The sequence below is a fragment of the Thalassobius sp. Cn5-15 genome (assembly GCF_022347685.1).
Taxonomy (GTDB): Bacteria; Pseudomonadota; Alphaproteobacteria; order Rhodobacterales; family Rhodobacteraceae; genus Thalassobius.
On sequence record NZ_JAKRGF010000001.1, the window covers coordinates 1,077,084 to 1,103,221 of the forward strand.

Annotated in this window: 24 protein-coding genes and 1 pseudogene; 13 read left to right on the top strand and 12 right to left on the bottom strand. The window is 59.4% G+C overall.

The genetic code is table 11. The annotated features are described in order from the left end of the window. The first annotated feature begins 93 nt into the window (after positions 1–93). The gene (kynU, locus tag MHM86_RS05100) at positions 94–1,320 is read left to right on the top strand and encodes a kynureninase (RefSeq protein ID WP_239196581.1); all 1,227 of its coding nucleotides are present in this window, start codon (positions 94–96) and stop codon (positions 1,318–1,320) included. A 185-nt stretch (positions 1,321–1,505) separates the two neighbouring features. After that, complete coding sequence (gene kynA, locus MHM86_RS05105; protein WP_239196583.1) at positions 1,506–2,360, top strand: tryptophan 2,3-dioxygenase; 855 nt, start codon at positions 1,506–1,508, stop codon at positions 2,358–2,360. An 18-nt stretch (positions 2,361–2,378) separates the two neighbouring features. On the opposite strand, the gene MHM86_RS05110 is transcribed toward kynA, so the two are convergent. Then, on the bottom strand, positions 2,379–3,263 hold the full coding sequence (locus MHM86_RS05110) for a LysR family transcriptional regulator (RefSeq protein WP_239196585.1): 885 nt from the start codon (positions 3,261–3,263) through the stop codon (positions 2,379–2,381). A 104-nt stretch (positions 3,264–3,367) separates the two neighbouring features. On the opposite strand from MHM86_RS05110, the gene MHM86_RS05115 reads away from it, so the two are divergent. Beyond that, positions 3,368–3,979: a LysE family translocator gene (locus MHM86_RS05115; RefSeq protein WP_239196587.1), complete on the top strand. Its 612-nt coding sequence runs from the start codon at positions 3,368–3,370 to the stop codon at positions 3,977–3,979. Here MHM86_RS05115 and MHM86_RS05120 read toward each other — a convergent pair whose 3' ends face one another. Next, the gene (locus tag MHM86_RS05120) at positions 3,980–4,759 is read right to left on the bottom strand and encodes a gamma-glutamyl-gamma-aminobutyrate hydrolase family protein (protein WP_239196589.1); all 780 of its coding nucleotides are present in this window, start codon (positions 4,757–4,759) and stop codon (positions 3,980–3,982) included. Between the two features lie 229 nt (positions 4,760–4,988). Between MHM86_RS05120 and pepN the strand changes: the two genes are divergently transcribed. Next, on the top strand, positions 4,989–7,550 hold the full coding sequence (gene pepN / locus MHM86_RS05125) for an aminopeptidase N (protein ID WP_239196591.1): 2,562 nt from the start codon (positions 4,989–4,991) through the stop codon (positions 7,548–7,550). 343 nt (positions 7,551–7,893) lie between these two features. Further along, a complete protein-coding gene (locus MHM86_RS05130) occupies positions 7,894–9,138 on the top strand; it encodes a hypothetical protein (RefSeq protein ID WP_239196593.1) in 1,245 nt (414 codons plus the stop codon). 97 nt (positions 9,139–9,235) lie between these two features. Here MHM86_RS05130 and MHM86_RS05135 read toward each other — a convergent pair whose 3' ends face one another. Beyond that, the gene (locus MHM86_RS05135) at positions 9,236–9,745 is read right to left on the bottom strand and encodes a hypothetical protein (RefSeq protein WP_239196595.1); all 510 of its coding nucleotides are present in this window, start codon (positions 9,743–9,745) and stop codon (positions 9,236–9,238) included. Between the two features lie 109 nt (positions 9,746–9,854). Between MHM86_RS05135 and gatB the strand changes: the two genes are divergently transcribed. The 3 genes from gatB (at position 9,855) to MHM86_RS05150 (ending at position 12,281) form a co-directional block, all read left to right on the top strand. Then, complete coding sequence (gatB, locus tag MHM86_RS05140) at positions 9,855–11,366, top strand: Asp-tRNA(Asn)/Glu-tRNA(Gln) amidotransferase subunit GatB (protein ID WP_239196597.1); 1,512 nt, start codon at positions 9,855–9,857, stop codon at positions 11,364–11,366. 173 nt (positions 11,367–11,539) lie between these two features. Beyond that, entirely contained in the window at positions 11,540–12,025 is a 486-nt protein-coding gene (locus MHM86_RS05145; protein ID WP_239196599.1) for a thioesterase family protein, read from the top strand. Between the two features lie 70 nt (positions 12,026–12,095). Next, positions 12,096–12,281 carry a DUF6324 family protein gene (locus MHM86_RS05150; protein ID WP_239196601.1) on the top strand — a complete coding sequence of 62 codons (186 nt, stop codon included), beginning with the start codon at positions 12,096–12,098 and terminating at the stop codon, positions 12,279–12,281. Positions 12,282–12,319: 38 nt separating this feature from the next. On the opposite strand, the gene MHM86_RS05155 is transcribed toward MHM86_RS05150, so the two are convergent. Next, positions 12,320–12,787, bottom strand: a complete 468-nt coding sequence (locus tag MHM86_RS05155; RefSeq protein WP_239196603.1) for an MmcB family DNA repair protein — start codon at positions 12,785–12,787, stop codon at positions 12,320–12,322. 55 nt (positions 12,788–12,842) lie between these two features. Beyond that, positions 12,843–14,039, bottom strand: a complete 1,197-nt coding sequence (locus MHM86_RS05160; RefSeq protein ID WP_239196605.1) for an alanine--glyoxylate aminotransferase family protein — start codon at positions 14,037–14,039, stop codon at positions 12,843–12,845. Positions 14,040–14,217: 178 nt separating this feature from the next. Between MHM86_RS05160 and MHM86_RS05165 the strand changes: the two genes are divergently transcribed. After that, positions 14,218–14,904: a tyrosine-protein phosphatase gene (locus MHM86_RS05165; protein ID WP_239196607.1), complete on the top strand. Its 687-nt coding sequence runs from the start codon at positions 14,218–14,220 to the stop codon at positions 14,902–14,904. Next, the gene (locus MHM86_RS05170; protein WP_370644036.1) at positions 14,901–16,868 is read left to right on the top strand and encodes an ABC transporter ATP-binding protein; all 1,968 of its coding nucleotides are present in this window, start codon (positions 14,901–14,903) and stop codon (positions 16,866–16,868) included. Before MHM86_RS05165 ends, MHM86_RS05170 begins: the two co-directional genes overlap by 4 nt. Here MHM86_RS05170 and MHM86_RS05175 read toward each other — a convergent pair. After that, positions 16,804–17,418, bottom strand: a pseudogene (locus tag MHM86_RS05175) (TIGR04283 family arsenosugar biosynthesis glycosyltransferase); the annotation flags it as partial. The gene MHM86_RS05170 and the pseudogene MHM86_RS05175 overlap by 65 nt on opposite strands. Before the next feature lie 73 nt (positions 17,419–17,491). Between MHM86_RS05175 and MHM86_RS05180 the strand changes: the two are divergent. Next, positions 17,492–18,223 carry a folate-binding protein gene (locus tag MHM86_RS05180; RefSeq protein WP_239196609.1) on the top strand — a complete coding sequence of 244 codons (732 nt, stop codon included), beginning with the start codon at positions 17,492–17,494 and terminating at the stop codon, positions 18,221–18,223. 56 nt (positions 18,224–18,279) lie between these two features. Here MHM86_RS05180 and MHM86_RS05185 read toward each other — a convergent pair whose 3' ends face one another. The 3 genes from MHM86_RS05185 to efp all read right to left on the bottom strand — a co-directional run bounded on the left by MHM86_RS05185 (position 18,280) and on the right by efp (position 20,353). After that, entirely contained in the window at positions 18,280–18,810 is a 531-nt protein-coding gene (locus MHM86_RS05185; RefSeq protein WP_239196611.1) for a YbhB/YbcL family Raf kinase inhibitor-like protein, read from the bottom strand. 97 nt (positions 18,811–18,907) lie between these two features. Beyond that, positions 18,908–19,684: an AraC family transcriptional regulator gene (locus MHM86_RS05190; protein ID WP_239196613.1), complete on the bottom strand. Its 777-nt coding sequence runs from the start codon at positions 19,682–19,684 to the stop codon at positions 18,908–18,910. Positions 19,685–19,789: 105 nt separating this feature from the next. Further along, a complete protein-coding gene (gene efp, locus MHM86_RS05195; protein WP_239196615.1) occupies positions 19,790–20,353 on the bottom strand; it encodes an elongation factor P in 564 nt (187 codons plus the stop codon). Positions 20,354–20,572: 219 nt separating this feature from the next. On the opposite strand from efp, the gene MHM86_RS05200 reads away from it, so the two are divergent. Together MHM86_RS05200 and MHM86_RS05205 are read left to right on the top strand one after the other, a co-directional pair. Beyond that, a complete protein-coding gene (locus MHM86_RS05200; protein ID WP_239196617.1) occupies positions 20,573–20,893 on the top strand; it encodes a DUF6280 family protein in 321 nt (106 codons plus the stop codon). A gap of 185 nt (positions 20,894–21,078) precedes the next feature. Then, a complete protein-coding gene (locus MHM86_RS05205; RefSeq protein WP_239196619.1) occupies positions 21,079–22,551 on the top strand; it encodes a cobyric acid synthase in 1,473 nt (490 codons plus the stop codon). A gap of 61 nt (positions 22,552–22,612) precedes the next feature. Here MHM86_RS05205 and MHM86_RS05210 read toward each other — a convergent pair whose 3' ends face one another. From MHM86_RS05210 to MHM86_RS05220, 3 genes are all read right to left on the bottom strand, one after another. Beyond that, the gene (locus MHM86_RS05210) at positions 22,613–23,479 is read right to left on the bottom strand and encodes a hypothetical protein (protein ID WP_239196621.1); all 867 of its coding nucleotides are present in this window, start codon (positions 23,477–23,479) and stop codon (positions 22,613–22,615) included. A gap of 71 nt (positions 23,480–23,550) precedes the next feature. Next, positions 23,551–25,005, bottom strand: coding sequence for a TolC family outer membrane protein (locus MHM86_RS05215; protein WP_239196623.1), 1,455 nt, complete (start codon positions 25,003–25,005; stop codon positions 23,551–23,553). A gap of 205 nt (positions 25,006–25,210) precedes the next feature. After that, complete coding sequence (locus MHM86_RS05220; protein ID WP_239196625.1) at positions 25,211–25,864, bottom strand: protein-L-isoaspartate O-methyltransferase; 654 nt, start codon at positions 25,862–25,864, stop codon at positions 25,211–25,213. Between the last annotated feature and the right edge of the window lie 274 nt (positions 25,865–26,138).

Consider the following 26,138-nt stretch of genomic DNA (forward strand, 5'->3'; position numbering starts at 1 on the left):
AAAATGTGATGCCAAATCGCACAAAAATTGCTGGTGCATCGTAAAATCCCATCCGCTACCACAGTCGCGACCACAGACGTAGCGGAGGGCAGCATGACCGATTTCAACGCCACCAAAGAGATGTTCCATCTACCGGAGGGAATGATTTACCTCGACGGGAACTCCCTTGGTCCGCTGCCGAAAGCTGCACCTGCCAAAATGGCAGAGGTGATGGAACAGGAATGGGGCGAATACCTGATCACCGGCTGGAACAAGGCCGGCTGGATGGCGCGCCCGACTGCGATCGGCAACCGCATTGCCCGTCTGATTGGCGCAGAGGAAAACCACGTGATGGTTGGCGACACCCTGTCGATCAAGGTCTATCAGGCCGTTGCCGCCGCTATGTCGCTGCAACACGCAAAAGGCGGAGCAGCTGCCGCCCGCAAAGTGATCCTCAGTGACAGCGGTAACTTCCCCTCGGACCTCTACATGGCCGAGGGTCTGATCAAGACGCTAGACCGCGATGGCACCTTGGGGCTGGAGCTGCGCGTTGTCGCGCCCGAGGAGGTCGCCGATAACCTGACCGAGGAGGTCGCCGTGATGATGATCACCGAGGTAGATTATCGCACGGGACGCAAACACGATATGGCAGCGCTGACGGCCAAGGCCCATGCAAATGGCATCATTTCAGTCTGGGATCTGGCGCATTCCGCCGGTGCGGTGCCGGTCGATCTAATGGGCTGTCAGGCCGATTTTGCGGTGGGCTGCACCTATAAGTATCTGAACGGCGGCCCCGGTGCACCTGCGTTCATCTACGTAAACCCCGCGCACGCCGATGGTGCGGAACCTGCGCTGTCGGGTTGGCTGGGCCATGACGCGCCCTTTGCCTTTGAACGCAGCTACCGCGCGGGCCCCGGTGTGGAGCGTATGCGCGTTGGCACGCCGCCGGTCCTGGCCAACGCCGCACTGACCGCCGCGCTGGATGTCTGGGACATGACCGACATGCAGGCCGTGCGCGCCCGCTCGATTGAACTGTGCGATCTGTTCATCAAAGAGGTCGAGGCCCGCTGCCCGATGTTGGAACTTGCCTCGCCCCGTGATGCCGAACGGCGCGGCAGTCAGGTGTCCTTCCGCTTCCATGAAGGCTACGCCGCGATGCAAGCGGTGATTGCCCGCGGCGTGATCGGCGATTTCCGCGCCCCTGACATCATGCGCTTTGGCTTCACACCGCTCTACGTCACACCCGACGATGTGGTAAAAGCGGCGGAAATCATCGAAGATGTGATGGTGAACGCCCTTTGGGACACGCCGGAATACAAGGTGCGCAACCGCGTCACCTGATCCGATGCACGCCCCTACCCGACATATCCCCCTGTGCCGCCCCTGTTTCTGGGCGGCCTACTGGCGGGCCAAGGCCCGTCTGAGCTGCGTCACGCCCTGAGGCGGGTCTTCCGCTATACCTTAGACCAGACCATATGACGCCGTAGGGACCAGCCTGCGTGCATTGCTTTTTCAGGTGACGTACCATGACCAACGAACCCCAGAACCAAAACACCCCTTTTGATCCTGCCAAAGATGGCGCGCAGATGCAGTTTGATGGCCGGATGTCCTATGGCGACTATCTGGGCCTTGATGCGATCCTTGGCGCGCAGGCCCCGAAATCCAGCGCCCATGATGAACTGCTGTTCATCATCCAGCACCAGACGTCAGAACTGTGGATGAAACTGGCCGTGCATGAACTGCAGGCCGCCCGCACCCTACTGATCGACGGACACTACCGCCCCGCCTTCAAGATGCTGGCCCGTGTCAGCCGCATCTTTGAACAGCTGAATTCCGCATGGGACGTACTGCGCACCATGACGCCGTCGGATTACACCCGTTTCCGTGAGGATCTGGGGCAAAGCTCGGGTTTCCAAAGCTACCAAAACCGGCAAATCGAATACATGCTGGGCAATCGCAATCTTGCCATGCTACGCCCCCATGCACACCGTGACGACCTGACCAAACTGCTGGCGAATGAGCTGGCACAGCCGTCACTTTATGATGTGGCGCTAATGGCGCTGGATCGCGCAGTGGGGCTGCCGCCTGAGGCACTGCGCCAGACATATGACGCGCCCTATCAGAAAAGCGATGCCGTGATGGCCGCGTGGCTCAAGATCTACCAAGATCCCGAAGCCCACTGGGAGCTTTATGAACTGGCAGAGAAACTGGTGGATCTAGAGGATTACTTCCGCCGCTGGCGGTTCAACCACGTCACCACGGTCGAGCGCGTCATCGGGTTCAAACGCGGCACCGGCGGCACCGGCGGGGTCAGCTACTTGCGCCGGATGCTGGAGGTGGAACTGTTCCCAGAACTTTGGCACATGCGCACGGACCTCTGATCCGCTGCACGCAGGACGTCAGCTCAACTGCGTGACCAGCGCCTGCAATAGCCGCTGGGTGAGCGGGTTTTCGACAGCCCCACCGGGCCAGACGGCAAAGACAGGGATCGGCGCAACACGCCAATCCGCCAAGACCTCCACCAAGCGCCCCGCCGCCAGATCATGCGCCACAACGTGTGTAGGTGGCGAGGCCAGCGCAATACCTGCACGGGCGAAATCGACCATCGCCTCTATATTATTCACCGTGATGTTGCCGGCCTGCGGAATATGCACCTCACCGCCGTCAGGACCGATCAGCACACGATGGCCCACCATCTTAGCAAAACGGATCCACGGGATCGCGGCCAGATCTTCTGGAGCCTTCAGAGGTGAATGATCCGCCAACAGCGCAGGGCTGGCCACCAGAACGCGCGGCATCTCCCACAGTTTGCGGCATTTGAGGTTTGAATCTTCCATTCCCCCAGACCGCAGAGCCAGATCATAACGCCCGCCGATCAGGTCCTCCCACGTATCCGAATAGTGCAGATCCAACGCCACCTGCGGATGGTCACGGTGAAACTGCGCGATACCTGCCGCCAAAGGCGACTGCGCCATGGCCGAGGTCAGGGTAATCCGTAACCGCCCCTGCAACGCCGCATCCGGATCCGCCGCCAACCGCAATCCGGTTTCAGCCAGTCCCAGCATCGCCTCCGCACTCGCGAACAGGCGTTCACCCGCATCCGTCAGTCCCAGCTTGCGGGTGGAGCGGTAAAACAGCGGCTGACCCAGTTCCGCCTCTAGCTGTTTGATGTGATAGCCAACGGCGGATGGCGTCATATCCAGCGCACGTGCGGCACCACGGAAGGCGCCCTGTCGCACGCATTCCACAAAAATAGCCAGCGATTTCAATCGATCGATCAGCATTGAAGCGATTTTTTGCACAATGAATACAATTACGCCAGCCTTTTGCGCCAATCGCGCGGGCGATACTTCTGATGGGTAGCCACGTCCCAAAGGATCCCCCTGACATGCCCTTCCTATCTATGGTGCTCTTTGCCGCCGCGTTATCGCTGGCTCCGGGGCCTGTGAACCTGATCATCCTGTCCACCGGCGTCAGCCACGGGGCGCGCGCGGCGCTGCGGTTTGTGATCGGTGCCACTGTCGGGTTTACCGCGCTCTTGGTTCTGACCGGTTTGGGCCTCAGCGCGACGCGGGCCTTCCCAGAATGGGTCGTTGATGTGATCAGCTGCCTTGGCGCACTGGTGATCTGTTATTTCGGCATCCAACTGGTCCGCGCGCGGGGCGATTTTGCGACCCAAGAGGTGCCGATCCCCAGCTTTTGGCAAGGTGCCGCACTGCAATGGCTAAACCCCAAGGCGTGGGTTGCCAGCCTCAGCGGTGTGGCGATGTTCGGATTGCAGGGCGACACATGGGGGCTGCTGCAGTTTTCTGCCCTTTATTTCGCGGTGTGTTTTATCGGCATTGGCCTTTGGGCACCGTTGGGGGAGTTGCTGTCAAAGGGGCTAAACACGCCCCTGCGCCAGCGTGTGTTCACCACCACGCTAGGCCTGTGCCTGATCATACTTGCACTCAGCCTCAGCACGCCTGCGGTGGTGCGCCTATTGAACGGTGTGTCCTGATCAGGCGCTTTGGCGCAGCAACTGCCCACGTCGCGCGGCAGCAAAGGCACGGGTCGCGTCACCAAACGCCTCAAACAACGGGCGCGAGACAGGATCATTGGCGCTGTCCCATTCAGGATGCCATTGCACAGAATAGGTAAAACCCGGCGCGTCCTTTACATAAATCGCCTCAGGCGTGCCGTCTGGCGCGTAGCCGTCAATCACAATCCGCGCACCAGCCGCCTTGATCCCCTGCCCGTGCAGCGTGTTGGTCATCACCTCTTGTGCGCCCATCATCTGATGGAAGGGACCAGCTGCGGAGAATTTCACTATATGGCGCAGGGCAAACTTCTCCTCCAGCGTGCCGTCAGGGGGCATACGGTGGTTCATCCGTCCGGGTAAATCGCGGATTTCCGGGTAGAGGGTGCCCCCCATCGCAACGTTCACCTCCTGAAAACCACGGCAGATGCCAAGGAAGGGCTGACCGCGCTCCACACAGGCGCGCACCAAAGGCAGGGTAATAGCATCGCGGCAGCGGTCAAAGGCACCATGCGCCTCTGTCGCGGCCTCGCCATATTCCTCGGGGTGGACATTGGGGCGGCCACCGGTCAACACGAAACCATCGCAGGCCTCCAGCAATTCCTCCACCGTGACCAGACGCGGATCGGGGGCGATCAACATCGGCAGACAGCCCGCCACCGTCGCCACCGCCTCAGAGTTCATGTGGCCAACAGCATGCACGGCATAGCTGTCGTCGATGAGGTGGGGGTTGCCGATAATGCCAACAACGGGACGTGTCATAGGAAGCCTGTCAATTCGAATACAATACCTGTGTCATCATAATGTTAACAGGCCGCGACAGAAAGGAATTTACTGCGCACCAGCGCGCAACTCCCTGTGCAACAAGACAGTTGGTGCATTTTTCGGCAGGCGCCGACAGACCAACCCAGCACAAGAGATCCCCATTGCAGCCCCTGCCCTTCCCCCCTACCTTCAGCTCAAACGACATGCGCAACCTCGGAGAAGGTCAATGAAAGACGCAACACCCTCTGCCCCGCAGAAAATCTATCTCAGCGACTATCAGGTTCCCAATTACCTCATTGATGAGGTTCACCTGACCTTCCAACTGGCACCAGAGGCAACGCGCGTCCGCTCGCGCATCGCGTTCCGCCCAAACCCGGATGCGGCCAGCTCCGATTTTTTTCTGCATGGCGAGCAGCTCACCCTGATCAGCGCCCAGATCGACGGCGCACCTGTGACGCCCACACATGTAGACGGTGGTCTGACCTGCGACGTGCCCAGCGCGCCGTTTGTGTGGGAAGCTGAGGTAGAGATTAACCCCGCCGCCAACACCGCACTGGAGGGTCTTTATATGTCAAACGGCATGTATTGCACCCAGTGCGAGGCGGAGGGATTTCGCAAGATCACCTATTACCCCGACCGCCCTGACGTGATGGCCGTCTTTACCGTGCGTATCGAAAGCGACCTGCCGGTCTTGTTGTCGAACGGCAACCCTGTCACCTCCGGCGATGGCGTTGCAGAATGGCATGACCCGTGGCCCAAACCCGCGTACCTCTTTGCATTGGTCGGCGGCGAACTGATTGCGCATCCTGATCGTTTCACCACCAAATCCGGCAAGGATGTGGAACTGAACATCTACGTGCGCCCGGGCGATGAGGACAAATGCGCCTTCGGTATGGAGGCGCTGAAAAAGTCGATGACATGGGATGAAGAGATCTACGGGCGTGAATATGACCTCGACATCTTCAATATTGTGGCGGTGGATGATTTCAACATGGGCGCGATGGAGAACAAAGGGCTGAACATCTTCAACTCTTCCTGCGTTCTGGCATCGCCTGAAACCTCGACCGATATGAACTTTGAACGGATCGAGGCGATCATCGCCCATGAATACTTTCACAACTGGACCGGCAACCGCATCACCTGCCGCGATTGGTTTCAATTGTGCCTGAAAGAAGGGCTGACCGTCTACCGTGACGCCCAATTCACCGCCGATATGCGATCCGAACCGGTGAAACGGATCGAGGATGTGATCGCCCTGCGCGCCCGTCAGTTCCGCGAAGACAACGGCCCGCTGGCGCATCCGGTGCGCCCCGACAGCTTTGTTGAGATCAACAATTTCTACACCGCCACCGTTTATGAAAAGGGGGCAGAGCTGATCGGCATGCTGAAAACGCTTGTGGGCGACAGCGACTACTATAAAGCGCTAGACCTCTACTTTGACCGACATGATGGCGATGCAGCCACCATTGAGGACTGGTTGCAGGTGTTTGAGGATGTGACAGGCCGCGACCTTTCGCAGTTCAAACGGTGGTACGAACAGGCTGGCACCCCGCGCCTGTCGGTGGAAGAGGCATATAAGGAAGGCACCTACACGCTGACCTTCACCCAATCGACGCCCGCCACCCCCGGTCAGGACCAGAAAGACCCGCGGGTGATCCCAATCGCCGTTGGCCTCTTGGGCGCAAACGGCGATGAGGTGGTGCCGACCACGGTACTGGAGATGACCGAGGCGACACAAAGCTTCACCTTTGAAGGTCTATCCGCCAAACCCGTCCCGTCAATCCTGCGCGGCTTCTCCGCCCCGGTGATCCTTGAACGCGCTAGCGACAACGCAGAACGCGCCTTCCTCTTGGCCCATGACACCGATCCCTTCAACAAGTGGGAGGCAGGCCGCGCCCTTGCGCGTGCCGGTCTGGTGGACATGGTGCTGAACAACGCGGCACCGGATGGGGACTATCTGAACGCAGTATTACAGGTGCTGCGCAATGATGATCTGGATCCTGCCTTCCGCGCGCTGACACTGGCACTGCCCAGTCAGGACGATCTGGCGCAAGCGCTGGTGGATCTGGGCCATACGCCCGACCCAAGCGCGATCTATCAGGCGCTGGAAACGCTGAAGATGGCGATGGCCACCCACATGCAGGACGTGCTGCCGCGCATCTATGCGCAGTATCAGGTCACGGGTGCCTATCAGCCGGACGCGGACCAATCCGGCGCACGGTCTCTGGCGAACGCGGCACTGGCGCTGATTTCACGCACGGATGGCGGTGCCGCGGCGCAGGCGCAATATGACAGTGCTGATAATATGACCCAGCAGTTGGCAGCACTTGGCTGCCTGATCATGGCAGGCAAGGGCGACGCGGCAACAGTGGCGTTTTATGATCAGTGGCAAAAGGACCGTCTGGTCATCGACAAATGGTTCGCTCTGCAAATCAGTCACGCCGCACCAGATCGCGCGGTAGAGATTGCAGCGGGCCTGACCCAGCATCCAGATTTCACCATGAAGAACCCTAACCGCTTCCGCGCCACGCTGGGCGCGCTGGCGATGTCGCCCGCAGGCTTCCACCGTGCTGACGGGGCTGGCTACACGTTGCTGACGGATTGGCTGATCCAGCTGGACCCGCTGAACCCGCAAACCACGGCGCGGATGTGCTCGGCGTTTGAAACATGGAAACGCTATGACAGCGACCGTCAGGCGCTGATCGCCGCGCAGCTTGATCGCATTCTGGGGACCGAGGGGCTCAGCCGCGACACCACAGAAATGGTCAGCCGCATCCGCGCCAGCTGAAGATCTGGCACACTTCGAACAACACGCGCGCCCCCATCCGATGATGATGGGGCGCGTGACCACTGCCCGCGCTCGCTGCGATTCTGGCTCAGGCCCGGCGGACAGCACAGATCGCCACCAAAACCGTCAAAATACCGACAGTTAGGTGCGGTTTCCCCGGCAATCCACCACCAATCCGACAGCTGTTTCCGCATCTGCGCCAATTACGCCAGCCGTACCCCAACCGCACCCTAGTTTCTGCCCGAAACCACCTTGGCACTGCCTTCTTTCCGCCTCAAACCGACGACAGATTTAGGTCCAAGACGTAACGTGGTTGCCCCTGTGAACGGTGAAGAAGACCCCAATGATTAAAGCCAAGCTTGCCCCTGCGCGTGTGCTGCAGACACTTTCCGCCCTGCGCCTGCCCCGTCAGACGATGGGCCGCTCCGCCAAATCCAGCCCTTCCCCTTGTAAAACACCTTGTAAAAATACCCCTCTTGCGAACCGCGCGCTCCTGACCCTGCCAGAACATCCGACCAGCGCAGAGGACAGCCTGCGCCAAGAGATTGAGGCACGCGGTCAGTTTCTGGCCCGTCAGGATCGCTGGGATGAACTGGGCGAAGAAATCCGCACGGCTGACCATCAGCGCGACCATACCCCCGGCGGCATGGCAGTGGCCGACCTCTTGGCCCGTGGCGCGCGCCTTGATGTGGTGCAGCCTATCGAAAAGATCCTTGGCGATCCGGGCCTCTTGCCGCAACACGCACCGCGCGATGGTATTACGGCGATCGAAGACGTGCTGGAGGATTACGCCAACGACTTTGGCGTCGCACTGGTGGTGATCGGCGCGCATATCGACATCGCCTGGGCCTGGCGCGGCGAGGGGTGGGAAGCCACCCTGCCCCAGATCCGGCAACAGACATTCCAGCGCCATATGGCGCGCGCGGCCGCGCTTCTCGATCGTTTCAGCCCCTTTGAACATGACAGCCCCTCGCTGGCCGCCTGTCGCTGCGCCCTGCTCGCCGCAGCCGATACGCCGACCAGCCGCATGGCGGATGACTATGAAGACCTGATTGATCTGGATCCGGCCAACCCGCGCCATATGCGGGCCTTCGGCAACCACCTGCTGCCACGGTGGTTCGGCTCTTATCAGATGCTAGAGGTCGAGGCGCGCCGTGTCGCGATGATGACCGAGGATCTGTGGGGCACCGGCGGCTACGCCTGGGTCTATCTGGACGCCCTGTCCGTGGATCCGCAGGCGCTGGAGCTTCTTGATGGCGATATGTTCCTTGAGGGCATGCGCGATATTCTGGACCGCGCAACCGATCAGCATGTGGTCAACACCTGGGCCGCGTTCTGCGCGGTGACGCTGCCGTCGCTACCCACCGCGCAACGCAGCAGCCGCGATGTGCTGCGCCGCATCCGCACAGCACTGGATTGGATCCTGCGCGACCACTTGCAGGAACTGCACCCGCTGATCTGGGGACAGGCGAAACTGGGCCTTGGCGCCTATGCCCAACTGCCCACTATCGAGGAGCTGACCGAATTGGGCCGCACCGCCGCTGCAAACGCCCTCGGCTCCGGTGGCCTGCAAACCCAACCAGCGTGAGTCCTCCCAAGTTTAGTTTTGTAACGAGTGTCCAACTGCCTGACTGCGCCCCCATTTTGGGGGCGTTTTTTTCTTACTCGCCAGCGCCTTGACCCACTTACGATCTGGGGAGCCCAATTCTGAAATACCGACCTTTCCCATCTGGCGAAGCATTTGAGGTCACATCAAGAGTACGTGGAATTTGCACATTCCAGTTGGCGGCGTTTTTTGTCACTCCTTTGGCAAGCTCAGCGATCGTATTGTCCACGTCAGCCTCAGACTTGAACACAAGAGAACACCCATAATCGCTGACCTTTACCGACAGGTCCGCAAATTTATGGAAATAAGTGCCCGTTTCCTGATGCTGGACAAACGGTTCACCTGAAATCGCTTGTGGCACGCCGGTAAAATTGGGCGCTGTCCTCAGACAAACCTCAGTGAAAAAGTTCCCTGCATAACTTGGCGGGATCAAATCCTCGCCAGGTTGAGCATTCGGGCTAAGCGAAACACCCACGCCCTTCATACAGGCAGAAACGAGCAAGATAGACACGATAGCGGTGATTTTGATGCAAGCATAATTCATCGTATTGGTTGAATCATATATATCAATTCCACCAAATTCACTCACAATATATCCTCTTACTGCCAAAGCGCCACAGCCCACTCACCAAACCCCCTTGCCCCTCAACCGCCCCTGTCCTAGAAGGCAGACTAACCATTTCCAAGGACATGAGACCATGCTGGACCTGACCTATGAGACCCCGAAACCCAAGGTGATTGCCGGGGCCAAACATGACTGGGAACTTGTGATCGGCATGGAGGTCCATGCGCAGGTCAGCTCGAACGCGAAACTGTTTTCCGGTGCTTCGACCAAATTCGGTGCGGAGCCGAACTCGAACGTGGCCTTCGTCGACGCAGCCATGCCCGGCATGCTGCCCGTGATCAACGAATACTGCGTTGAACAGGCGGTGCGTACCGGTCTGGGTCTGAAGGCAGAGATCAACCTGTTCTCGGCCTTTGACCGCAAGAACTACTTCTACCCCGACTTGCCGCAGGGCTATCAGATTTCGCAGCTTTACCACCCCATCGTGGGCGAAGGTGAGGTGCTGGTGGAACTGGGCAACGGTCTGGCGCGCAACGTACGGGTGGAACGCATCCACATGGAACAGGACGCGGGCAAATCGATCCACGACATGGATCCCAACATGTCCTTCGTTGACCTGAACCGGACCGGCGTTTGCCTGATGGAAATCGTGTCGCGCCCCGACATCCGCAGCCCCGAAGAGGCCGCCGCCTATATCGCCAAGCTGCGCCAGATCATGCAGTATCTGGGCACCTGTGATGGCAACATGCAAAACGGCAACCTGCGTGCAGACGTGAACGTGTCGATCTGCCGTCCCGGCCAGTACGAGAAGTATCAGGAAACCCAGGACTTCTCGCACCTCGGCACCCGCTGCGAGATCAAGAACATGAACTCCATGCGCTTCATTCAGCAAGCGATCGAGGTCGAGGCACGCCGCCAGATCGCCATCGTCGAAGCCGGTGGTGAAGTGGAACAGGAAACTCGCCTGTACGATCCGGACAAGGGCGAAACCCGCTCCATGCGCTCGAAGGAAGAGGCGCATGATTACCGCTACTTCCCCGATCCCGACCTCTTGCCGCTGGAAATTGAACAGGCATGGGTGGACGACATCGCCGCCAAGCTGCCTGAGTTGCCCGACGACAAGAAATCGCGCTTCATGGGTGATTTCGGCCTGACGGATTATGACGCCTCGGTTCTGACTGCCGAAGTGGAATCCGCCACCTATTTCGAAGAGGTCGCCAAAGGTCGCGACGGCAAACTGGCTGCGAACTGGGTGATCAACGAATTGTTCGGCCGCCTGAAGAAAGAAGATCACGACATCACCGACAGCCCCGTTTCACCGGCGCAGCTGGGTGGGATCATTGATCTGATCACCTCGGATGCAATTTCGGGCAAGATCGCCAAGGATCTGTTTGAAATTGTCTACACCGAAGGCGGTGACCCGGCGCAGATCGTCGAGGAGCGCGGCATGAAGCAGGTGACCGACACCGGCGCCATTGAGGCTGCACTGGACGAAATCATCGCCGCCAACCCCGCACAGGTGGAAAAGGCCAAGGTGAACCCGAAACTGGCAGGCTGGTTCGTTGGTCAGGTGATGAAAGCCACTGGCGGCAAAGCCAACCCCAAAGCGGTGAACCAACTGGTGGCCCAGAAGCTGGGCGAATAAGTCCACTTTATCCAACATCTCAAAACGCGCCTCAGGGCGCGTTTTTTGTTGCGCGCCCCATACCCGTCGCCCCTTTCAAGAATTCCTAAATTCTCCCGCCGGAGGCATCCCGCCCTTTCCTTTCGCGCGAGACCTTGGCACCCTGCACGCAAACCCAACAAAAAGGCCGCACCATGCACGAACAGATCCCGTTCCTCTCTTCTGAAATGACCGTTTTGCCGGAATGGATCGACTATAACGGCCATCTGAACATGGCCTATTACAACGTGCTGTTTGACCGTGGTGCCGATGAGGTCTTTGCCGAAATGGGTTTTGGGCCTGATTATGCGGCCACCTGTAAAATGACGACCTACACCGCCGACTTCCGCCTGCGTTACCTGCGCGAAGTACACGAGGGCGACAAGGTACGCGTCGGTTTCCAACTGCTAGACACAAGCGACAAGAGCTTTCACTTCTGCCAGTGGCTGATCCACGCGGATGGCTGGTTGTCGGCAACCGGTGAAGGCGTTGGCCTGCATGTCGACATGTCAGGCCCCCGCGTTGCTCCCTTCCCCGAGGATGTCACCACCAAGGTCACAACCATGCTGGAGGCACACAAAGCCTTCCCAACGCCCGATTTTGTCGGCCTGCCGATGGGCATTCGCCGCGCCACGTCCTGACAGCGGGTAGCAATCTTGCCAAAGGCGTCACAAACCGCTAGCTGAGAGCGCAGTCAAAGGAGAGCAGACAATGGGTATCAACACCGAACGCGATATCGAAGCAAACCTGCAAATCGGCCCCACCGATCACGGTATGGTACGGCTGTTTATCGACGCGGGTGATTTGGAAATTCCAATGGATTTCTCCCCCGAAGAGGCAGAAGAAATCGCCGAAGAAATCCGTGCTGCTGCACAGGCTGCACGCGCAGTCAAATAAGCGGCTCGTCTCCCCCTGATTGCGCCCTTATCCGACGGTCAAGGGCGCGGATCACGCAAAGACAGCAAACGACGCGCGGCATCACTGGCGAATTTATGCGTCAGCCTCTTGCGCCGCGCCGCCGCCAGCTTGGCCTCTGGGCCCATACGAATGATCTCTCCGCCATAGGCGTCTGCGATCATCAGACCAGTTTCATCCGGCAATAGCTCGGTCGGGAAATCCGCGTCTACGGCCCAGAAATACCGATCGCAAAACTCCAGATAGCCCTGCCATTTACTATCGGACTGAAAATCGGCGCGGCTGGATTTGCATTCGATAATCCAGATCTCGCCTTTCGGACCCAATCCCATCACATCCACCCGCAGACCGCGTGACGGCACAAACTCCTCTATCGAGGCAAAGCCATAGCCGCGCAGCGCCCGCGCGACACCACGGGCCAGCAACTGGCCCGGTTGCATCTGTTGCAGGGGTATTAGATCGTCAATGGGCAGGTCATCACTGGGCATGAGACAATCATGAACATTTCATGAACATTTGCAAGACATCCCATTGTACGCGCATCTAGCCTGCTGCAATCACCGTGCTGGCCGCCTCCAACGCGCCGGTGCCGTGAGGGATATCTTCGGCCTTAAAGGCCATGTCGATGGCGCTGAGCGCGCCCATAACCATCTGCGGATTGACGTGGCCCATGTGCCCGATGCGGAAGAAGCCCTGGCCCTTGGGATCATCCTTTTCAAACATGCCCAGACCAATGCCCAGCGTTACGCCCGCATTTTGTTCCGTCCAACTGCGCAGTTGCGCCCCGTAAGGCAGCCCGATGCGCAGCGCAGTCACCGCGCGCGAACGATGTGCCGGATCCGCAACGTTCAAGGTCAATGGTCCATCCTGCCCCCAGACATCACAAGCCCGCCAAATCGCACGCGCCAGCAGATCATGACGCGCCCAGACGTTTTCCATCCCCTCCGCCATCAGCATATCCACTGCCGCACGCAGACCATAAAGATGATGCGTCGGCGCCGTGCCGGTGAAATATTCATAAAGGTATTCTGGTGCCGCCCGTTTGGTCCAATCCCAATAGGCTGACACCCGCGCCATCTGCTGGCGCGCCGCTGCCGCCTTTTCGTTGAAGAACACAAAGGCCACGCCCGGCGGCGTCATCAAACCCTTCTGACTGGCGGCGACCATCACGTCGACGCCCCATGCGTCCATTTCAAACCGATCACAGCCAAGCGATGCGATGCAATCAGCCATCAACAAGGCTGGGTGCCCCGCCGCATCCAGCGCCGATCGCAGCGCCGCCATGTCGTTCAAAACACCGCTGGAGGTGTCCACATGTGTGGCCAGCACAGCCTTGATTTTATGATCTTTATCCTCGCGTAGAACCTGCTCCAGCTGGGCCGCGTCAAAGGGCGCGTTGCGACCGAAATCAACAATCTGCGTCTTGATCCCCAGCGTGCGGGCAATCTCGGCCCAGCCGTGGCCGAAACGTCCCGTGGCAGGCACCAGAACGGTATCACCTTCGGCCAGTACATTGGCCAGTGCCGCCTCCCAGACACCGTGGCCATTGGCGATATAGATCGCCACGTGATGTTCCGTCCGCGCGACGCGGCGCAGATCGGGGATCAGGCTTTCGGTGACATCTACCAATTCGCCCTCATAGATATTGGGCGCCGAGCGGTGCATCGCACGCAGCACTGCCTCAGGCATGACCGAGGGTCCGGGAATCGCGAGGTAGTGTAGTCCGTTGCGCAGGCTCATAGGTGTCTCCTTTGGTCGTCTGGCAGACCCTAGCGGAGGAAAATGCCGCGTCAATATCGTGGGAAACACATATGAGGATGTGGCTTAACTACAGCGGTGATATGCTGCTTTCTGCGCCTTTGCTTGCCAGCGCGAAACCAGACCACTAAGAGTCCGCGGGACACGAAGGACGGATCCAATGGGTATCATCAAGAAATTCAACGATTATGAACGCGGCAGAAATCTGCCCGCCCCGCTGGACCTCAGCAATCCAGAGCATCGCGCACTGGCCGAACAGCACTTTCGCTGGGCGGACCATGGTGTACTGCGCAAGTACTGGACCAACTTCGCCGAAATTGCGCCGGGGGTTTATCGGTCCAACCACCCCGACCACCAGCGCTGGCAGCGCTATGCGGACCTTGGCATCACGTCGGTGATCAACCTGCGTGGTGCAGCCCCCGACAAACCGCATTTCCTGCTGGAAGAGGAAAGCACGCGCGTTCTGGGCATGACCCGCTATGACCTGTCGTTTGGCGCACGTTCGACCCCCAAAGTGCCCGCAGTGCTGGAACTGCTGGAGATTTTCCGCAAGATCGACAAACCCTTTGTGATGCACTGTAAATCCGGTGCCGACCGCGCCGGACTGGCCAGCGCCATTTATCTGCACGTGATGGAAGGCAAATCCATCGCTGAAGCGCGCAAGATGCTGTCGTTCCGCTTCCTCCATATCAAATGGACCAAGACCGGCATCCTGGACATGTTTCTGGACGTCTATGAGGCACGCCACAAGGAAACCGGTATCGGGTTCGAGGATTGGGTGCGCAATGAATATGACCACGACGCGCTGCGTGCGGGGTTTGAAAAGCGCCGGATCCTGCCGCTATGACCAACGCGCCCGCAACAGAGCAAGCAGAGACCGTTGAAAAAACCGTCAAACCGATTGAGACGACGCCAGTGGCCGAGCAATCGGGCGAACAGGATGCCAGCAGCCGTGTGCTGATGGCATGGCTGTGGCGGGGCTATCTGAAGCAATATATCGGCTGGCTGTTGCTGGCGATCGCCTTGATGGCAGTCGAAGGCGGCATGCTGGGCGCGATGAGTTGGATGATGCAGCCGATGTTCGATCAGGTCTTTGTTTCGGGCACCCCCGGTGCGATCTGGTGGGTGGGTGCGGCCTTCCTTGGGATTTTCACCCTGCGCGGGGTATCGTCTATCGGGCAGAAGGCGCTGCTCGCCTATATCTCGCAAAGTTCGGCGGCCAAGCTGCGCACCGATATGCTGGCGCACTTAATGCGTCAGGATGGAGGGTTTCATCAATCACACCCGCCGGGTTTTTTGATCCAACGTGTTCAGGGCGATGTTGAGGCAATCAACCGCGTCTGGGGCGTGGTGATTACCGGCGCAGGCCGTGATCTCATGGCGCTGTTTATCCTGTTCGGCGTGGCACTGGCCACCGATTGGCAATGGACGTTGGTGGCCTGCATCGGCATCCCGCTCTTGGTACTGCCCAGCCAGCTTGTACAAGGTTTTGTCCGTCGTCGTTCACGTCAGGCACGTGATCTGTCGGCCAAGCTGTCGACCCGTCTGGATGAGGTGTTTCACGGCATGGTCCCGGTAAAGCTCAATCGTCTAGAAGGCTATCAATCCGACCGCTACGGCGCTCTGACTGACGATCTGGTCACCGCACAGGTCCGTGCCCGTGTGGGCGAGGCAGCCATTCCCGGCCTGATCGACGTGATGGCGGGTATCGGTTTCCTCGGCGTGCTGGTTTTCGGCGGCGCCGAGATTGCGTCGGGCGAGAAAACTGTCGGTCAGTTCATGACCTTCTTCACTGCCATCGGCTTCGCCTTTGAACCACTGCGCCGTCTGGGCGGTATCAGCGCCACCTGGCAATCCGCCGCCGCCGCGCTTGAGCGTATCAAAGAGCTGTTGGACACGGAGCCACGTCTGACCTCGCCCGCCAATCCCGTTGCAGCCCCCAAGGGCATGCCCAAGGTGGTGCTGGAAAATGTGCACCTGTCCTACGGCGACACAGAGGTTCTGCGCGGCGCCACGCTGACCGCGCCTGCAGGCAAAACCACAGCCCTTGTCGGCGCGTCCGGCGCAGGGAAATCCACCATCTTCAACCTATTGACCCGCCTGGTTGATCCAAATGTCGGTGACGTAAAGGTCGGCGATATAAGAACGCAGGATATGGACCTTTCAGACTTGCGCGGGTTGTTCAGCGTGGTGACACAGGACGCTGCCCTGTTTGACGAAACCCTGCGCGAAAACATCCTGCTGGGCCGCACGGATGTGCCTGAGGATGATCTGAAACGTGCGCTGGATGCGGCGCATGTCAGTGACTTTCTGCCCAAACTACCGCACGGCCTCGACACGCCGGTGGGTCCGCGCGGATCCGCCCTGTCCGGCGGCCAGCGTCAGCGCGTCGCCATTGCGCGGGCGCTGCTGCGCAACAACCCTGTGCTGCTGCTGGATGAGGCAACCAGCGCGCTGGATGCGCAATCGGAGAAAGTCGTTCAGGACGCGCTAGACCGGCTGGCCAGTGACCGCACCACGCTGGTCATCGCCCACCGCCTATCCACCGTGCGCAACGCAGACAAGATCGTGGTGATGGACAAGGGGCAGGTCGTGGACGAAGGCACCCACGACGAATTGCTGGCCCGCGGCGGCATCTATGCCGACCTGCACCAGCTGCAGTTCAAGACCGACGGGCCGACCGCCGATAAGATTGCGCAAGAGCGTGCGGGTCGGCGCCGCAAAAATAGCGCAGCAAAATCCAGAGGTTCCGACGCCCACGGCGAAACCACCCTTCTGTCACGTATTTCGCGCCGCTTGTTCGGACACTGACCGAAAGGGCGCGAAGGCGCCCTTTCAGCGCACGCGCTATCTCCACATCCTCCATCAACGGCTGATCGGGAAAACCACCCACCTGATCGTAAAGCACGCGTGAGATCAACAGCCCCTGATCGCCATAGGGCAACCCGATTATGCGCGACCGTAGGTTGGCCCAAGCTGCAACCCATCTGGCACGCAGGCCTGTTTCAGAAAATGACAAATGAAAATAGGCCGCGCACTCCGACGCTTCCTCTATGTGCGTCAGCACATGATCGGACCACCCGGCGGGAAGTTCGGTATCCGCGTGCAGAAACAACAGCCATTCCCCATCCGCCACCTCCGCCCCGCGCCGCATCTGACCGCCGCGTGATGGCGCGCCGCTGATCAGCTTGGCCCCCACCTCTTCGGCAATCTGAACAGTGTCATCCGTTGATCCCGCGTCAGAGACGACCAGTTCGCGGATCACACCGGCCTGCAAACCCTCCATCAAAGGGGGCAGGCTAACCGCCAGACCGGTCGCCGCATTCCACGTCGGGATCACCACAGAAACCGCTGCCCGCATCTTTTCGCCCTACCCCTATTGTCCTTGCCTTCTATCGCTATATTACAAGGGAACGCGCAACGGGAGCCAAGACGTGACAGACCGCAAAATTTTCCGCCTTTCCGGTGAGGACAGCCACAGCTTTCTGCAAGGACTGGTGACCAACAATGTCGACAACGTCAAAGACGGGCTGGTCTATGCCGCGCTGCTGACCCCGCAGGGCAAATATATGGCGGATTTCTTTATCGCAGCCGACGGGGACGACCTGCTGATTGATGTGACCGCCGATCTGGCACCGATGCTGTTTCAGCGCCTCAACATGTATAAACTGCGCGCCAAGGCGACGCTGGAGGAAACCGACCTAAAGGTGAAACGCGGCACAGCCGATGCGCCCGCAGGTGCGCTGACTGATCCGCGTCACGCAGCGCTTGGCTGGCGGCTTTATGGCGCAGAGGGCGGCGATGACGGCACCGACTGGACCGCGCTGCGCGTCGCCCATTGCATCCCCGAAACTGGGGTGGAGCTGACCGCAGATACCTTCATCCTTGAGGCAGGGTTTGAGGCGCTGAATGGTGTCGATTTCCGCAAAGGCTGCTACGTGGGCCAAGAAGTGACCGCGCGGATGAAACACAAGACCGAGCTGCGCAAAGGTCTGGCGCGGGTATCTGTGATCGGCGCGGCCGGAACGGGTGACAAGATCCTGAGCGGTGAGAAAGAGGCAGGCACGCTTCTCAGCCGTGCGGGGGATGAGGCCATCGCCTACCTCCGCTTTGACCGTGCGGGCGGTGAGATGCAAGCTGGTGATGCCGTGGTGCGCCTAGTTTGATAACAGCGCAAAGGGGCAGGATGACCCTGCCCCTTCTGTGTTCTTAACGATGCCGCTTAGCGCGCATAAACTGCGGTGATCGTATCCGACGCCAGCGAGTTCGCCCGCACCATAAAGCCCGCCAGCGCATTGCTGACACTACCGTCCAGATCCAGCTGCGTGCCCAAGGCATGTACCGTGAACTGATAGCGATGCACCTCACCCGCGGGCGGGCAGGCACCGCCGAACCCTTCGGCGCCATAGTCGTTGCGCAGCGCCACGGCGCCGGCGGGCAGCGCCTCACCTGCGCTCAGCGAGGTGACATCTGCAGGAATGTTGAAGGCAAACCAGTGCCACCAACCCGAACCAGTCGGCGCGTCGGGATCGTAGGCGGTGATGGCGTAGCTTTCGGTACCCTCAGGCGCGCCTGACCAAGCCAGATCAGGGGCGATATTGCCGCCCTCACAGCCGAAACCTTGGAAAACCTGCGTCACGTTCAGGGTCTGGCCCTCAGCGATTGTTTTGCTGGTCAGGTGAAACCCCTCGGCCATCACGGGCGCGGTGGTGGTCAGCGCGATCAACGCGGCGCTCAAAATCTTGGGGAACATATTGGTATCCTTTGTCATCATATTCTTGATGACACCTATCTAGACCGCCGCGCCGCCGCCCGCTTCCGCAGGACGCGCAAGTTTTATCGGCAAACGATCAAATATCCTGAAAACGGATCTCTTTTGGCCGGATACCGAAGCGTTTGCGAAATGCGTCCGAGAAATGAGAGGGGGTTTTAAACCCGCAGTCCAACGCAACCTCTGCAATCGGCATCGTTGTTGTCTGCAACAGGGTCAGCCCCCGTTCCAGCCGCGTATGCAGCAGCACACGGGAAAAACCCTGCCCCATCTGGGCCAGATGGCGGCGCATCGTGGCCTCACTCATCGCAAGCTGCGCGGCCACCTCTGGTGAACGCCAGTCATGGGTCAGGTCGGCCTCAATCACCTGACGGACACGACTAAGAACAGTTTCGCGATCCGGCAGCTGTATCTGCACCCCGTGATGGCGCAGCCAGATCAGCGGCTCCAGTAAACGGTGGCGCCGGATCGCGTCCGGCAATGTCTGATCCTGCACCGTCTGACGCAGGGAGGACAAAAGCTGCATCGGTTCTACCGCACCCGCGCGCAGCACCTGCACCGCGCTGTGATCCGCGCCCACCGGTTTGGCGGCAAAGACATCCCGCACGAAATCATCTTCAAACGACACCCCAACCGCGCGATAATGGCGATCCAACACGCCACGGTTTTCCATCGTCACCATAGAACCGGCAGGAAAGATCAGCAGGTCCCCCTCCTGCCCCACCAGATCCTGCTGGGCGTTCACCACACGTTTCGACCCACTTTCGATGAAAAACAGGAAGGTCAGCCGCAGGTAGAGATCACTAAAGGTCGCCGTCGTCGCCTGCGTGATCGGATAAATCGCCACCGGATCCATTTGCTTCACCTTCCCAACATCTCTTAGCGCGCAGCTCACCCCAGATCCGCGCAAAAGAAAAGCCGCCCCCGAAGGGACGGCCATATCACTGAACACAGCCGAAGATCAGGCGCGTTCGGAATATTCCATGGTTTCGGTGTTGACCACGATCATCTCATCCTGTGCCACAAACGGTGGGACCATGACGCGCACGCCGTTGTCCAGAACCGCAGGCTTGAACGAGTTGGCGGCGGTCTGACCTTTGACGACCGGCTCCGTCTCGACGATCTGGCAGGTCACTTTCTGCGGCAGGGTCACGTTCAGCGCCTCAACGTCGTAATATTCGATCACAACAGTCATGCCGTCCTGCAGGAACGGACGACGCTCGCCCAGCAGATCGGCGGGCAGTTCGATCTGTTCAAACGTTTCGGTGTCCATGAACACCAGCATGCCGTCACTCTCATAGAGGAACTGCTGATCTTTCTGTTCCAGACGCACGCGTTCGACCTTGTCGGCGGAACGGAAACGTTCGTTCAGCTTCGAGCCGTTGCGCAGGTTCTTCATCTCAACCTGAGCAAAAGCGCCGCCTTTACCGGGCTTTACGTGTTCCAGTTTTACGGCAACCCACAGGCCGCCCTCATGCTCCAGCACGTTGCCGGGGCGAATTTCATTTCCGTTGATCTTAGGCATGTAACAAAACCATGGCGAAAGGTTGAAGGGATTTTGCCAGCACCTATATCTTGCGTAGCGCCCCAAGGCAAGGAGACGGATTTTGGGGCAAGCATTCGCAAGCCATGCAATATACGCATGGAAGCCATGCAATAGAAGCCTATCCGAATCAAACGCAATCGGTCATAAGGCCCCTCACGCCAGAAACACAAGACCAATAATATAACAAGGACGATCCCAATGCAGGATTTCGTTGACGGCTCCGCCTTTAACAATGAGCAAGGCAACCGAGCCCGTAAACTGTTTGCAGCCGTTGTGTTGGCTGCGCTGGACGATGCCATTTCTGATGACAAGAAATATGGCAACGGTCCCGAACAAATCGCCCGCTGGGCACGCTCGCGCGATGGTCGCGAAGTGCTGTCCTGTGCCGGTATTGACCCCAACGAACGCGTTGTTCAGGGGCTGATGGAATTTGTTGGCAAAGGCATTCGTACCTCTGTTGCGCTGTCGCGCGAAGAGAGCGAGCGTCGCAGCGCCGCACAACAGGCCGAAGCCGCCTGATCCAACTGCTGCCGCAGCGCGTGTCACACGCAAAGAAAAAACCTGCCTTCCTGGGGGAAGGCAGGTTTTTCTTTTGCCGACACGCCTAGCGCCTCTCTGGTTCTAAATGCCGACTGAGGCGGCGCATTTTCCCTCCCATGCCCGCGCGCCGCTTGCTATAGCGAAGGAAAGGCAGGAGGCAAAGCATGGCACAGACCAAACCCCGCGCAATCATGATCCAAGGCGCCGGATCCAACGTGGGAAAATCCATGGTGGTCGCGGGCATTACCCGTGCGCTGGTGAACCGTGGCCTGACTGTGCGACCGTTCAAACCACAGAACATGTCCAACAACGCCGCCGTCACCATTGATGGCGGGGAGATTGGCCGCGCACAGGCATTGCAAGCACTGGCAGCCAAGGTGCCAGCCCACACCGATATGAACCCGATCCTGCTGAAGCCCGAAACCGATACCGGCGCGCAGGTCATCGTGCAGGGCAAACGCTACGCCACCCTGCGCGCGCGGGACTATGCCAAGGCGAAACCTGATCTGTTGAAGCCTGCGCTGGAAAGTTTTCATCGGTTGTGTGATCAGGCCGACGTGATTGTGATCGAGGGCGCGGGCAGCCCTGCCGAGGTGAACCTGCGCAAAGGTGACATCGCCAACATGGGCTTTGCCGAAGCGGCGGGCGTACCGGTGGTCCTGCTCGGCGACATCGACCGTGGCGGCGTCATTGCCCAGCTGGTAGGAACGCAGGTGATCCTGCCGGAGGCGGATGCCGACCGGATCAAAGCCTTCGCCGTGAACAAGTTCCGTGGGGATGTCAGCCTGTTTGCAGAGGGGGAACAGGCGATCGTGGACCAAACCGGCTGGACCAACCTAGGCACCCTGCCATGGTTTGCCGACGCGTGGCGCCTGCCGGCGGAGGATGTGATGGATATCGCATCAAAAAAGGGCGGCAAGGTGAAAATCGCGGTGCCACGCCTGAACCGGATTGCCAACTTCGACGATCTTGACCCGTTGTCGGCTGAACCTGATGTCAGCGTCGAGATCATCGAGGCAGGCCGCCCGCTGCCCGGTGATGCGGATCTGGTGCTGATCCCCGGATCAAAATCCACCATCGCCGATCTCGCCCATTTCCGCGCCCAAGGGTGGGACATTGACCTAAAGGCGCATGTGCGCCGTGGCGGCCGTGTATTGGGCATCTGCGGCGGCTATCAGATGCTAGGGAGTGAGATTGCGGACCCTGACGGCATCGAAGGCGCCCCCTGCACTGTTGCAGGGCTTGGCCTATTGGATGTGCAAACAGTGATGGAACCGCACAAACGTCTTGCCCTCAGCAATGCGACCTACCGCGCCACTGGCGATGCAGTGACGGGGTATGAAATACACCTTGGCGTCACGCAAGGGGCCGATTGTGCCAACGCATGGCTGGATCTGGATGGCCGCGCCGAAGGTGCTGCAACAGCGGATGGTTTGATCAAGGGCTGCTATATGCACGGGCTTTTCAGCGCTGACAGTTTCCGTGCCAGCTATCTGGCCGATCTGGGCGCCGCAACGCAGATCACCTATGACGCGGATCTGGAACAGGTGCTGGACGCTTTGGCTCAACACATCGAGGACCACATGGATGTAGATGCCCTGCTTGGCATCGCCGCAACACCAACGGCGAAAGCATAAAAGAAAAAGGCCAGCGCGACGATGGTCGCACTGGCCCTTCCCTATTCTGCAAGCCCGCGTTTCAGCTCATATCGCGACTGGTCAAGGCGCGCTGGATCTCGCGGCGCACCAGTTTGCGCACGTTACGCGTGATCCGCTCCCCCAATGAACCCTGCAATTCCTGGCGAACAATCTCTGTCACCAGATCGCGCAGCATTTCTTCGTCCAGCAGGTTTTCCGCCACACCCAGACCGGCCATATCCTCTACCGCGTCAGCAGCAGTGTCATCCTGTTCAGGCGCCTCATAATCCAGCGGTTCTGGTTCAGCCAGCTCCGCTTCGACAGTCACGTCCGCAACAAACTCCAACTCATCCTCGTCCCACGCCTCTACGCTTTCCGTCGCGGGCACCTCAGCAGCGGGGTCCTCAATAGGCTCACCTGCCTCAGCGGCGGGATGCAGTTGGGCAATCTCTGCCACATATTCTTCGCTGTCGTCGCTGTCGTCTTCGGCCCAGAACGGCGCTTCGATATCACCGAAAGCATCTTCTTCGCTGCCTTCCGGCTCCCAGTCCTCATCGGTTTGGGCAACCTGAGCTTCAAGATCTGCAATCCGTTCCTCCAGCGGCACGTCATCCAGCGCAGCCGCCGGCTCGGCAGCCTCGTCCGGCATCGCGACAGGACTGTCAAGGCGCATCACGAAAGGTTCCGCCACCGCATCCGAAACGGGCTCCTGTGGCTGCTCTTGCGGCGTAGCATCCTCGACCATCTCAGCAGGTTTTTCCGCAGAGGCCGTATCCATAACGCGCAAAGAGGGGGTGAGCACCAGCTTGTCCGCCTTTGACGCAGCTGGTCCGTCGGCCGCATGCGCAACCGCCGATTCATCTGAAACGAGTCGCCGGATTGAGGCCAAAACGTCCTCAATTTCTACGTTGGTAACTGGGTCTGACATTTAAATTCCCACTCTTGCCTCAGGCCAAGTCTAGCCAAAGGCAGAGATTCTCACAACCGACGGGTAAATTTTTACTCTTTCCCGAGGCGCCGCAGCATTTTGTCCAACTGACGGCCCTGCGCACTGATCGAGGCAGGCGCCTTATTAACCTGCTGATAATATGCTTCGGGATCATAGCGCGGCACGTTCAGTCGCAGGGTATCAGCGGTCAGCAGGCCCATATTGGCCAGCAGCGCATAGGACGCCAGATATTCATTGGCAACTGCGTTGATCAGGTTGGCCTTGGCATTCAGCAATTCCTGTTCCGCATTCAGTACGTTCAGCGTCGTGCGCGCCCCCAGCGACGCCTCTTCGCGTACACCATCGAAAGCGATCTGAGCGAAACGCACCTGGCGCTGACCCGCCTCACGCGCGGCACGCGCCACCTGCAGGTTGGCATACGCCGTGCCCGCATTCTGCGAGACGGCCAATGTTGCCAAATGCAGCTGCGCCCGTGCCGAGTCCCGCTGCTGCGAGGCCTGACGCACAACCGAGGCGATGCGCCCACCGGCATAGATTGGACCCGACGCTTCCAGCGTGACAGAACCGCCACGGTTGAAGTTATCCGAGTCACGGGTCTGGGTACTGCCATAGCGGCCGGTCAGTGACACCGTCGGTTTGGTGGCAGCACGCGCAATCTCTACCCCCAGATCTGCCGCAGCAACGCGCAACTGGCTGGCCAGAACGTCGGGATGGTTGCGTTGCGCAACAGCTTTCGCCTCTGCCGGGGTTTTGGCCGAAACCGGCGCCTGCGTCGGCGTCGCCAGCCGACCGGGTTTCCGGCCTACTGCAGCAATAAAGAACTCCTCAGCGCTGGCCAGATCGCCTTGCGCCTGCGCCAGTGCGGCGCGGGCCTGTGCCAGACGGGCTTCGGCCTGTGCGACATCGGTGCGGGTCACCTCCCCCACCTCGAAACGGTCCTTGGCGGCCCGCAGCTCTTCGGTGATGACGCGCACGTTGTTGCGACGCAGCGCCAGTGTCTCATTAGAGGTGCGCACCTGCGTGTAGGCATCCACCGCCTGCAGCAGGACGTTCTGTTCCACTGACACCAGCGCCTGACGGGTGGCCAGAACGGTCTGCTTGGCAACTTCAATCTGTTTCCTGCTGGATCCGCCATCCCAAAGCAGTTGCGTGACAGACAGACCAATGGTCGCGGTTTCATTAACAAAGCCAGCGCTGTTGCCCAACGTCTGGCTGGACCGTGTGGTTCCAAACTGGCGGGTCACATCCGCCGCCCAGCCCAATACCGGGCGCAGCGCACTCACCGCCTGTGCCACATCCTCATCCGCCGCACGCAGAACGGCGCGGTTCTGATCCAGCAGACCAGAATTCTTGTAAGCATCCGCCAGCGCATCGGCCAGCGTTTCTGCATTGGCAGCGGGTGAAGCGGCCAGAACCACCGCAGCAGCCGCACCGCTGAGAGCCGCCTTAACGGATACCGCCCGCAGCCCGGACGCCAATTTCGAAGTAAACCACGCGCGTTTCATGTCTCTGCTCCTTGGCCACCCCTAAAAGGTGACCTTGCTCAACGGCCTTTGCGACCTGTTCTGCCCAGAACCCTCGCACTAAATGTGCTGTTCAGACCGGTTATTCAGTATTGAGGGAGCCTCTGCAGGCACCCATTTTAGGTCTGGCACCCCGAAGGATCGAGGCCGCCCAGTTTACTTTTCAAGCATACATTTTCAGTACACCTTACAGTGTAAAGGCACGATGACGTTCAAACCCGGGCAGCACAGGCGCACCGGCATTGAACGCAAAACGCCACGACATAACGCCATCGATTTTATAGCCAATCTTAACGATACCCAAGGCCCCTTCGGCGATCAGCGCGGCGATACGCCCGCCCTCTTTCAGTTGGTCCAGAATCGCGTCAGGTACAAACTCGGCTGCGCCCTGCAGAATAATAACGTCATAAGGACCGTACTCCGCAGCGCCCGCAGCCAGTGCGCCGCCCTGCAGCGCCACGTTGTCCGCGCCGACACGGGTCAGCACAGTCTGCGCATCATCAAGCCAATCCTCATTCTCCTCAACCGCAACGACCGCTTCGGCGATGCGTGCGATTACAGCCGACGAATAGCCCAGACCGCAGCCCAGATCCAACACCAAATCATCTGCCTGAATATCCAACGCATCCAGCATCTTAGCCAATGTGCGAGGCTCCAACACCACACGACCGCCACCAAGGTCAAGATTGCCATCCACATAGGCGGCCTGCGCCTTGTCGGCGGGCACGAAATCCTCGCGCGGGATGGCCAACATGGCGTCGATAATCGGGAACTTGGTCACATCCGAAGGGCGGATCTGCGTGTCGACCATCATGGTGCGTCGGGTGGCAAAGTCTGTCATTTACTAAACTCTTTTGTTCAGATTGCGAAATATAGTGTCGCACATCCCCTTTCAAGCAGCAACGCGTAAGCGGCGTCAAAACCGCGCATCCGCCGCGAAATTCACCTATTTGAAGGTCGCTCCATCGCGGCTGACATCAAATCCAGTGTGATCCGCCAGCCCTGCACTGACAATTCTACGGTGATCACAGTTAGCGAAGCGTAAAAAGAATACAGAAATTCCTCTGGACACTGCGGCCCGAAACCTCTAATCCACCGCCACAGCCCGCGCAGCA

Bases quoted from the DNA above. Each gene is read 5' to 3' on its own strand.
- MHM86_RS05155 (WP_239196603.1), bottom strand. From the start codon at position 12,787: ATGCCCAGTGATGACCTGCCCATTGACGATCTAATACCCCTGCAACAG.
- MHM86_RS05170 (WP_370644036.1), top strand. From the start codon at position 14,901: ATGACCAACGCGCCCGCAACAGAGCAAGCAGAGACCGTTGAAAAAACC.
- MHM86_RS05220 (WP_239196625.1), bottom strand. From the start codon at position 25,864: ATGACAGACTTTGCCACCCGACGCACCATGATGGTCGACACGCAGATC.
- MHM86_RS05145 (WP_239196599.1), top strand. From the start codon at position 11,540: ATGCACGAACAGATCCCGTTCCTCTCTTCTGAAATGACCGTTTTGCCG.
- MHM86_RS05115 (WP_239196587.1), top strand. From the start codon at position 3,368: ATGCCCTTCCTATCTATGGTGCTCTTTGCCGCCGCGTTATCGCTGGCT.
- gatB (WP_239196597.1), top strand. From the start codon at position 9,855: ATGCTGGACCTGACCTATGAGACCCCGAAACCCAAGGTGATTGCCGGG.
- MHM86_RS05110 (WP_239196585.1), bottom strand. From the start codon at position 3,263: ATGCTGATCGATCGATTGAAATCGCTGGCTATTTTTGTGGAATGCGTG.
- MHM86_RS05190 (WP_239196613.1), bottom strand. From the start codon at position 19,684: ATGGATCCGGTGGCGATTTATCCGATCACGCAGGCGACGACGGCGACC.
- kynU (WP_239196581.1), top strand. From the start codon at position 94: ATGACCGATTTCAACGCCACCAAAGAGATGTTCCATCTACCGGAGGGA.
- MHM86_RS05165 (WP_239196607.1), top strand. From the start codon at position 14,218: ATGGGTATCATCAAGAAATTCAACGATTATGAACGCGGCAGAAATCTG.
- MHM86_RS05130 (WP_239196593.1), top strand. From the start codon at position 7,894: ATGATTAAAGCCAAGCTTGCCCCTGCGCGTGTGCTGCAGACACTTTCC.
- MHM86_RS05120 (WP_239196589.1), bottom strand. From the start codon at position 4,759: ATGACACGTCCCGTTGTTGGCATTATCGGCAACCCCCACCTCATCGAC.
- MHM86_RS05185 (WP_239196611.1), bottom strand. From the start codon at position 18,810: ATGTTCCCCAAGATTTTGAGCGCCGCGTTGATCGCGCTGACCACCACC.
- MHM86_RS05210 (WP_239196621.1), bottom strand. From the start codon at position 23,479: ATGTCAGACCCAGTTACCAACGTAGAAATTGAGGACGTTTTGGCCTCA.
- MHM86_RS05150 (WP_239196601.1), top strand. From the start codon at position 12,096: ATGGGTATCAACACCGAACGCGATATCGAAGCAAACCTGCAAATCGGC.
- pepN (WP_239196591.1), top strand. From the start codon at position 4,989: ATGAAAGACGCAACACCCTCTGCCCCGCAGAAAATCTATCTCAGCGAC.
- MHM86_RS05200 (WP_239196617.1), top strand. From the start codon at position 20,573: ATGCAGGATTTCGTTGACGGCTCCGCCTTTAACAATGAGCAAGGCAAC.
- MHM86_RS05205 (WP_239196619.1), top strand. From the start codon at position 21,079: ATGGCACAGACCAAACCCCGCGCAATCATGATCCAAGGCGCCGGATCC.
- MHM86_RS05215 (WP_239196623.1), bottom strand. From the start codon at position 25,005: ATGAAACGCGCGTGGTTTACTTCGAAATTGGCGTCCGGGCTGCGGGCG.
- MHM86_RS05160 (WP_239196605.1), bottom strand. From the start codon at position 14,039: ATGAGCCTGCGCAACGGACTACACTACCTCGCGATTCCCGGACCCTCG.
- efp (WP_239196615.1), bottom strand. From the start codon at position 20,353: ATGCCTAAGATCAACGGAAATGAAATTCGCCCCGGCAACGTGCTGGAG.
- kynA (WP_239196583.1), top strand. From the start codon at position 1,506: ATGACCAACGAACCCCAGAACCAAAACACCCCTTTTGATCCTGCCAAA.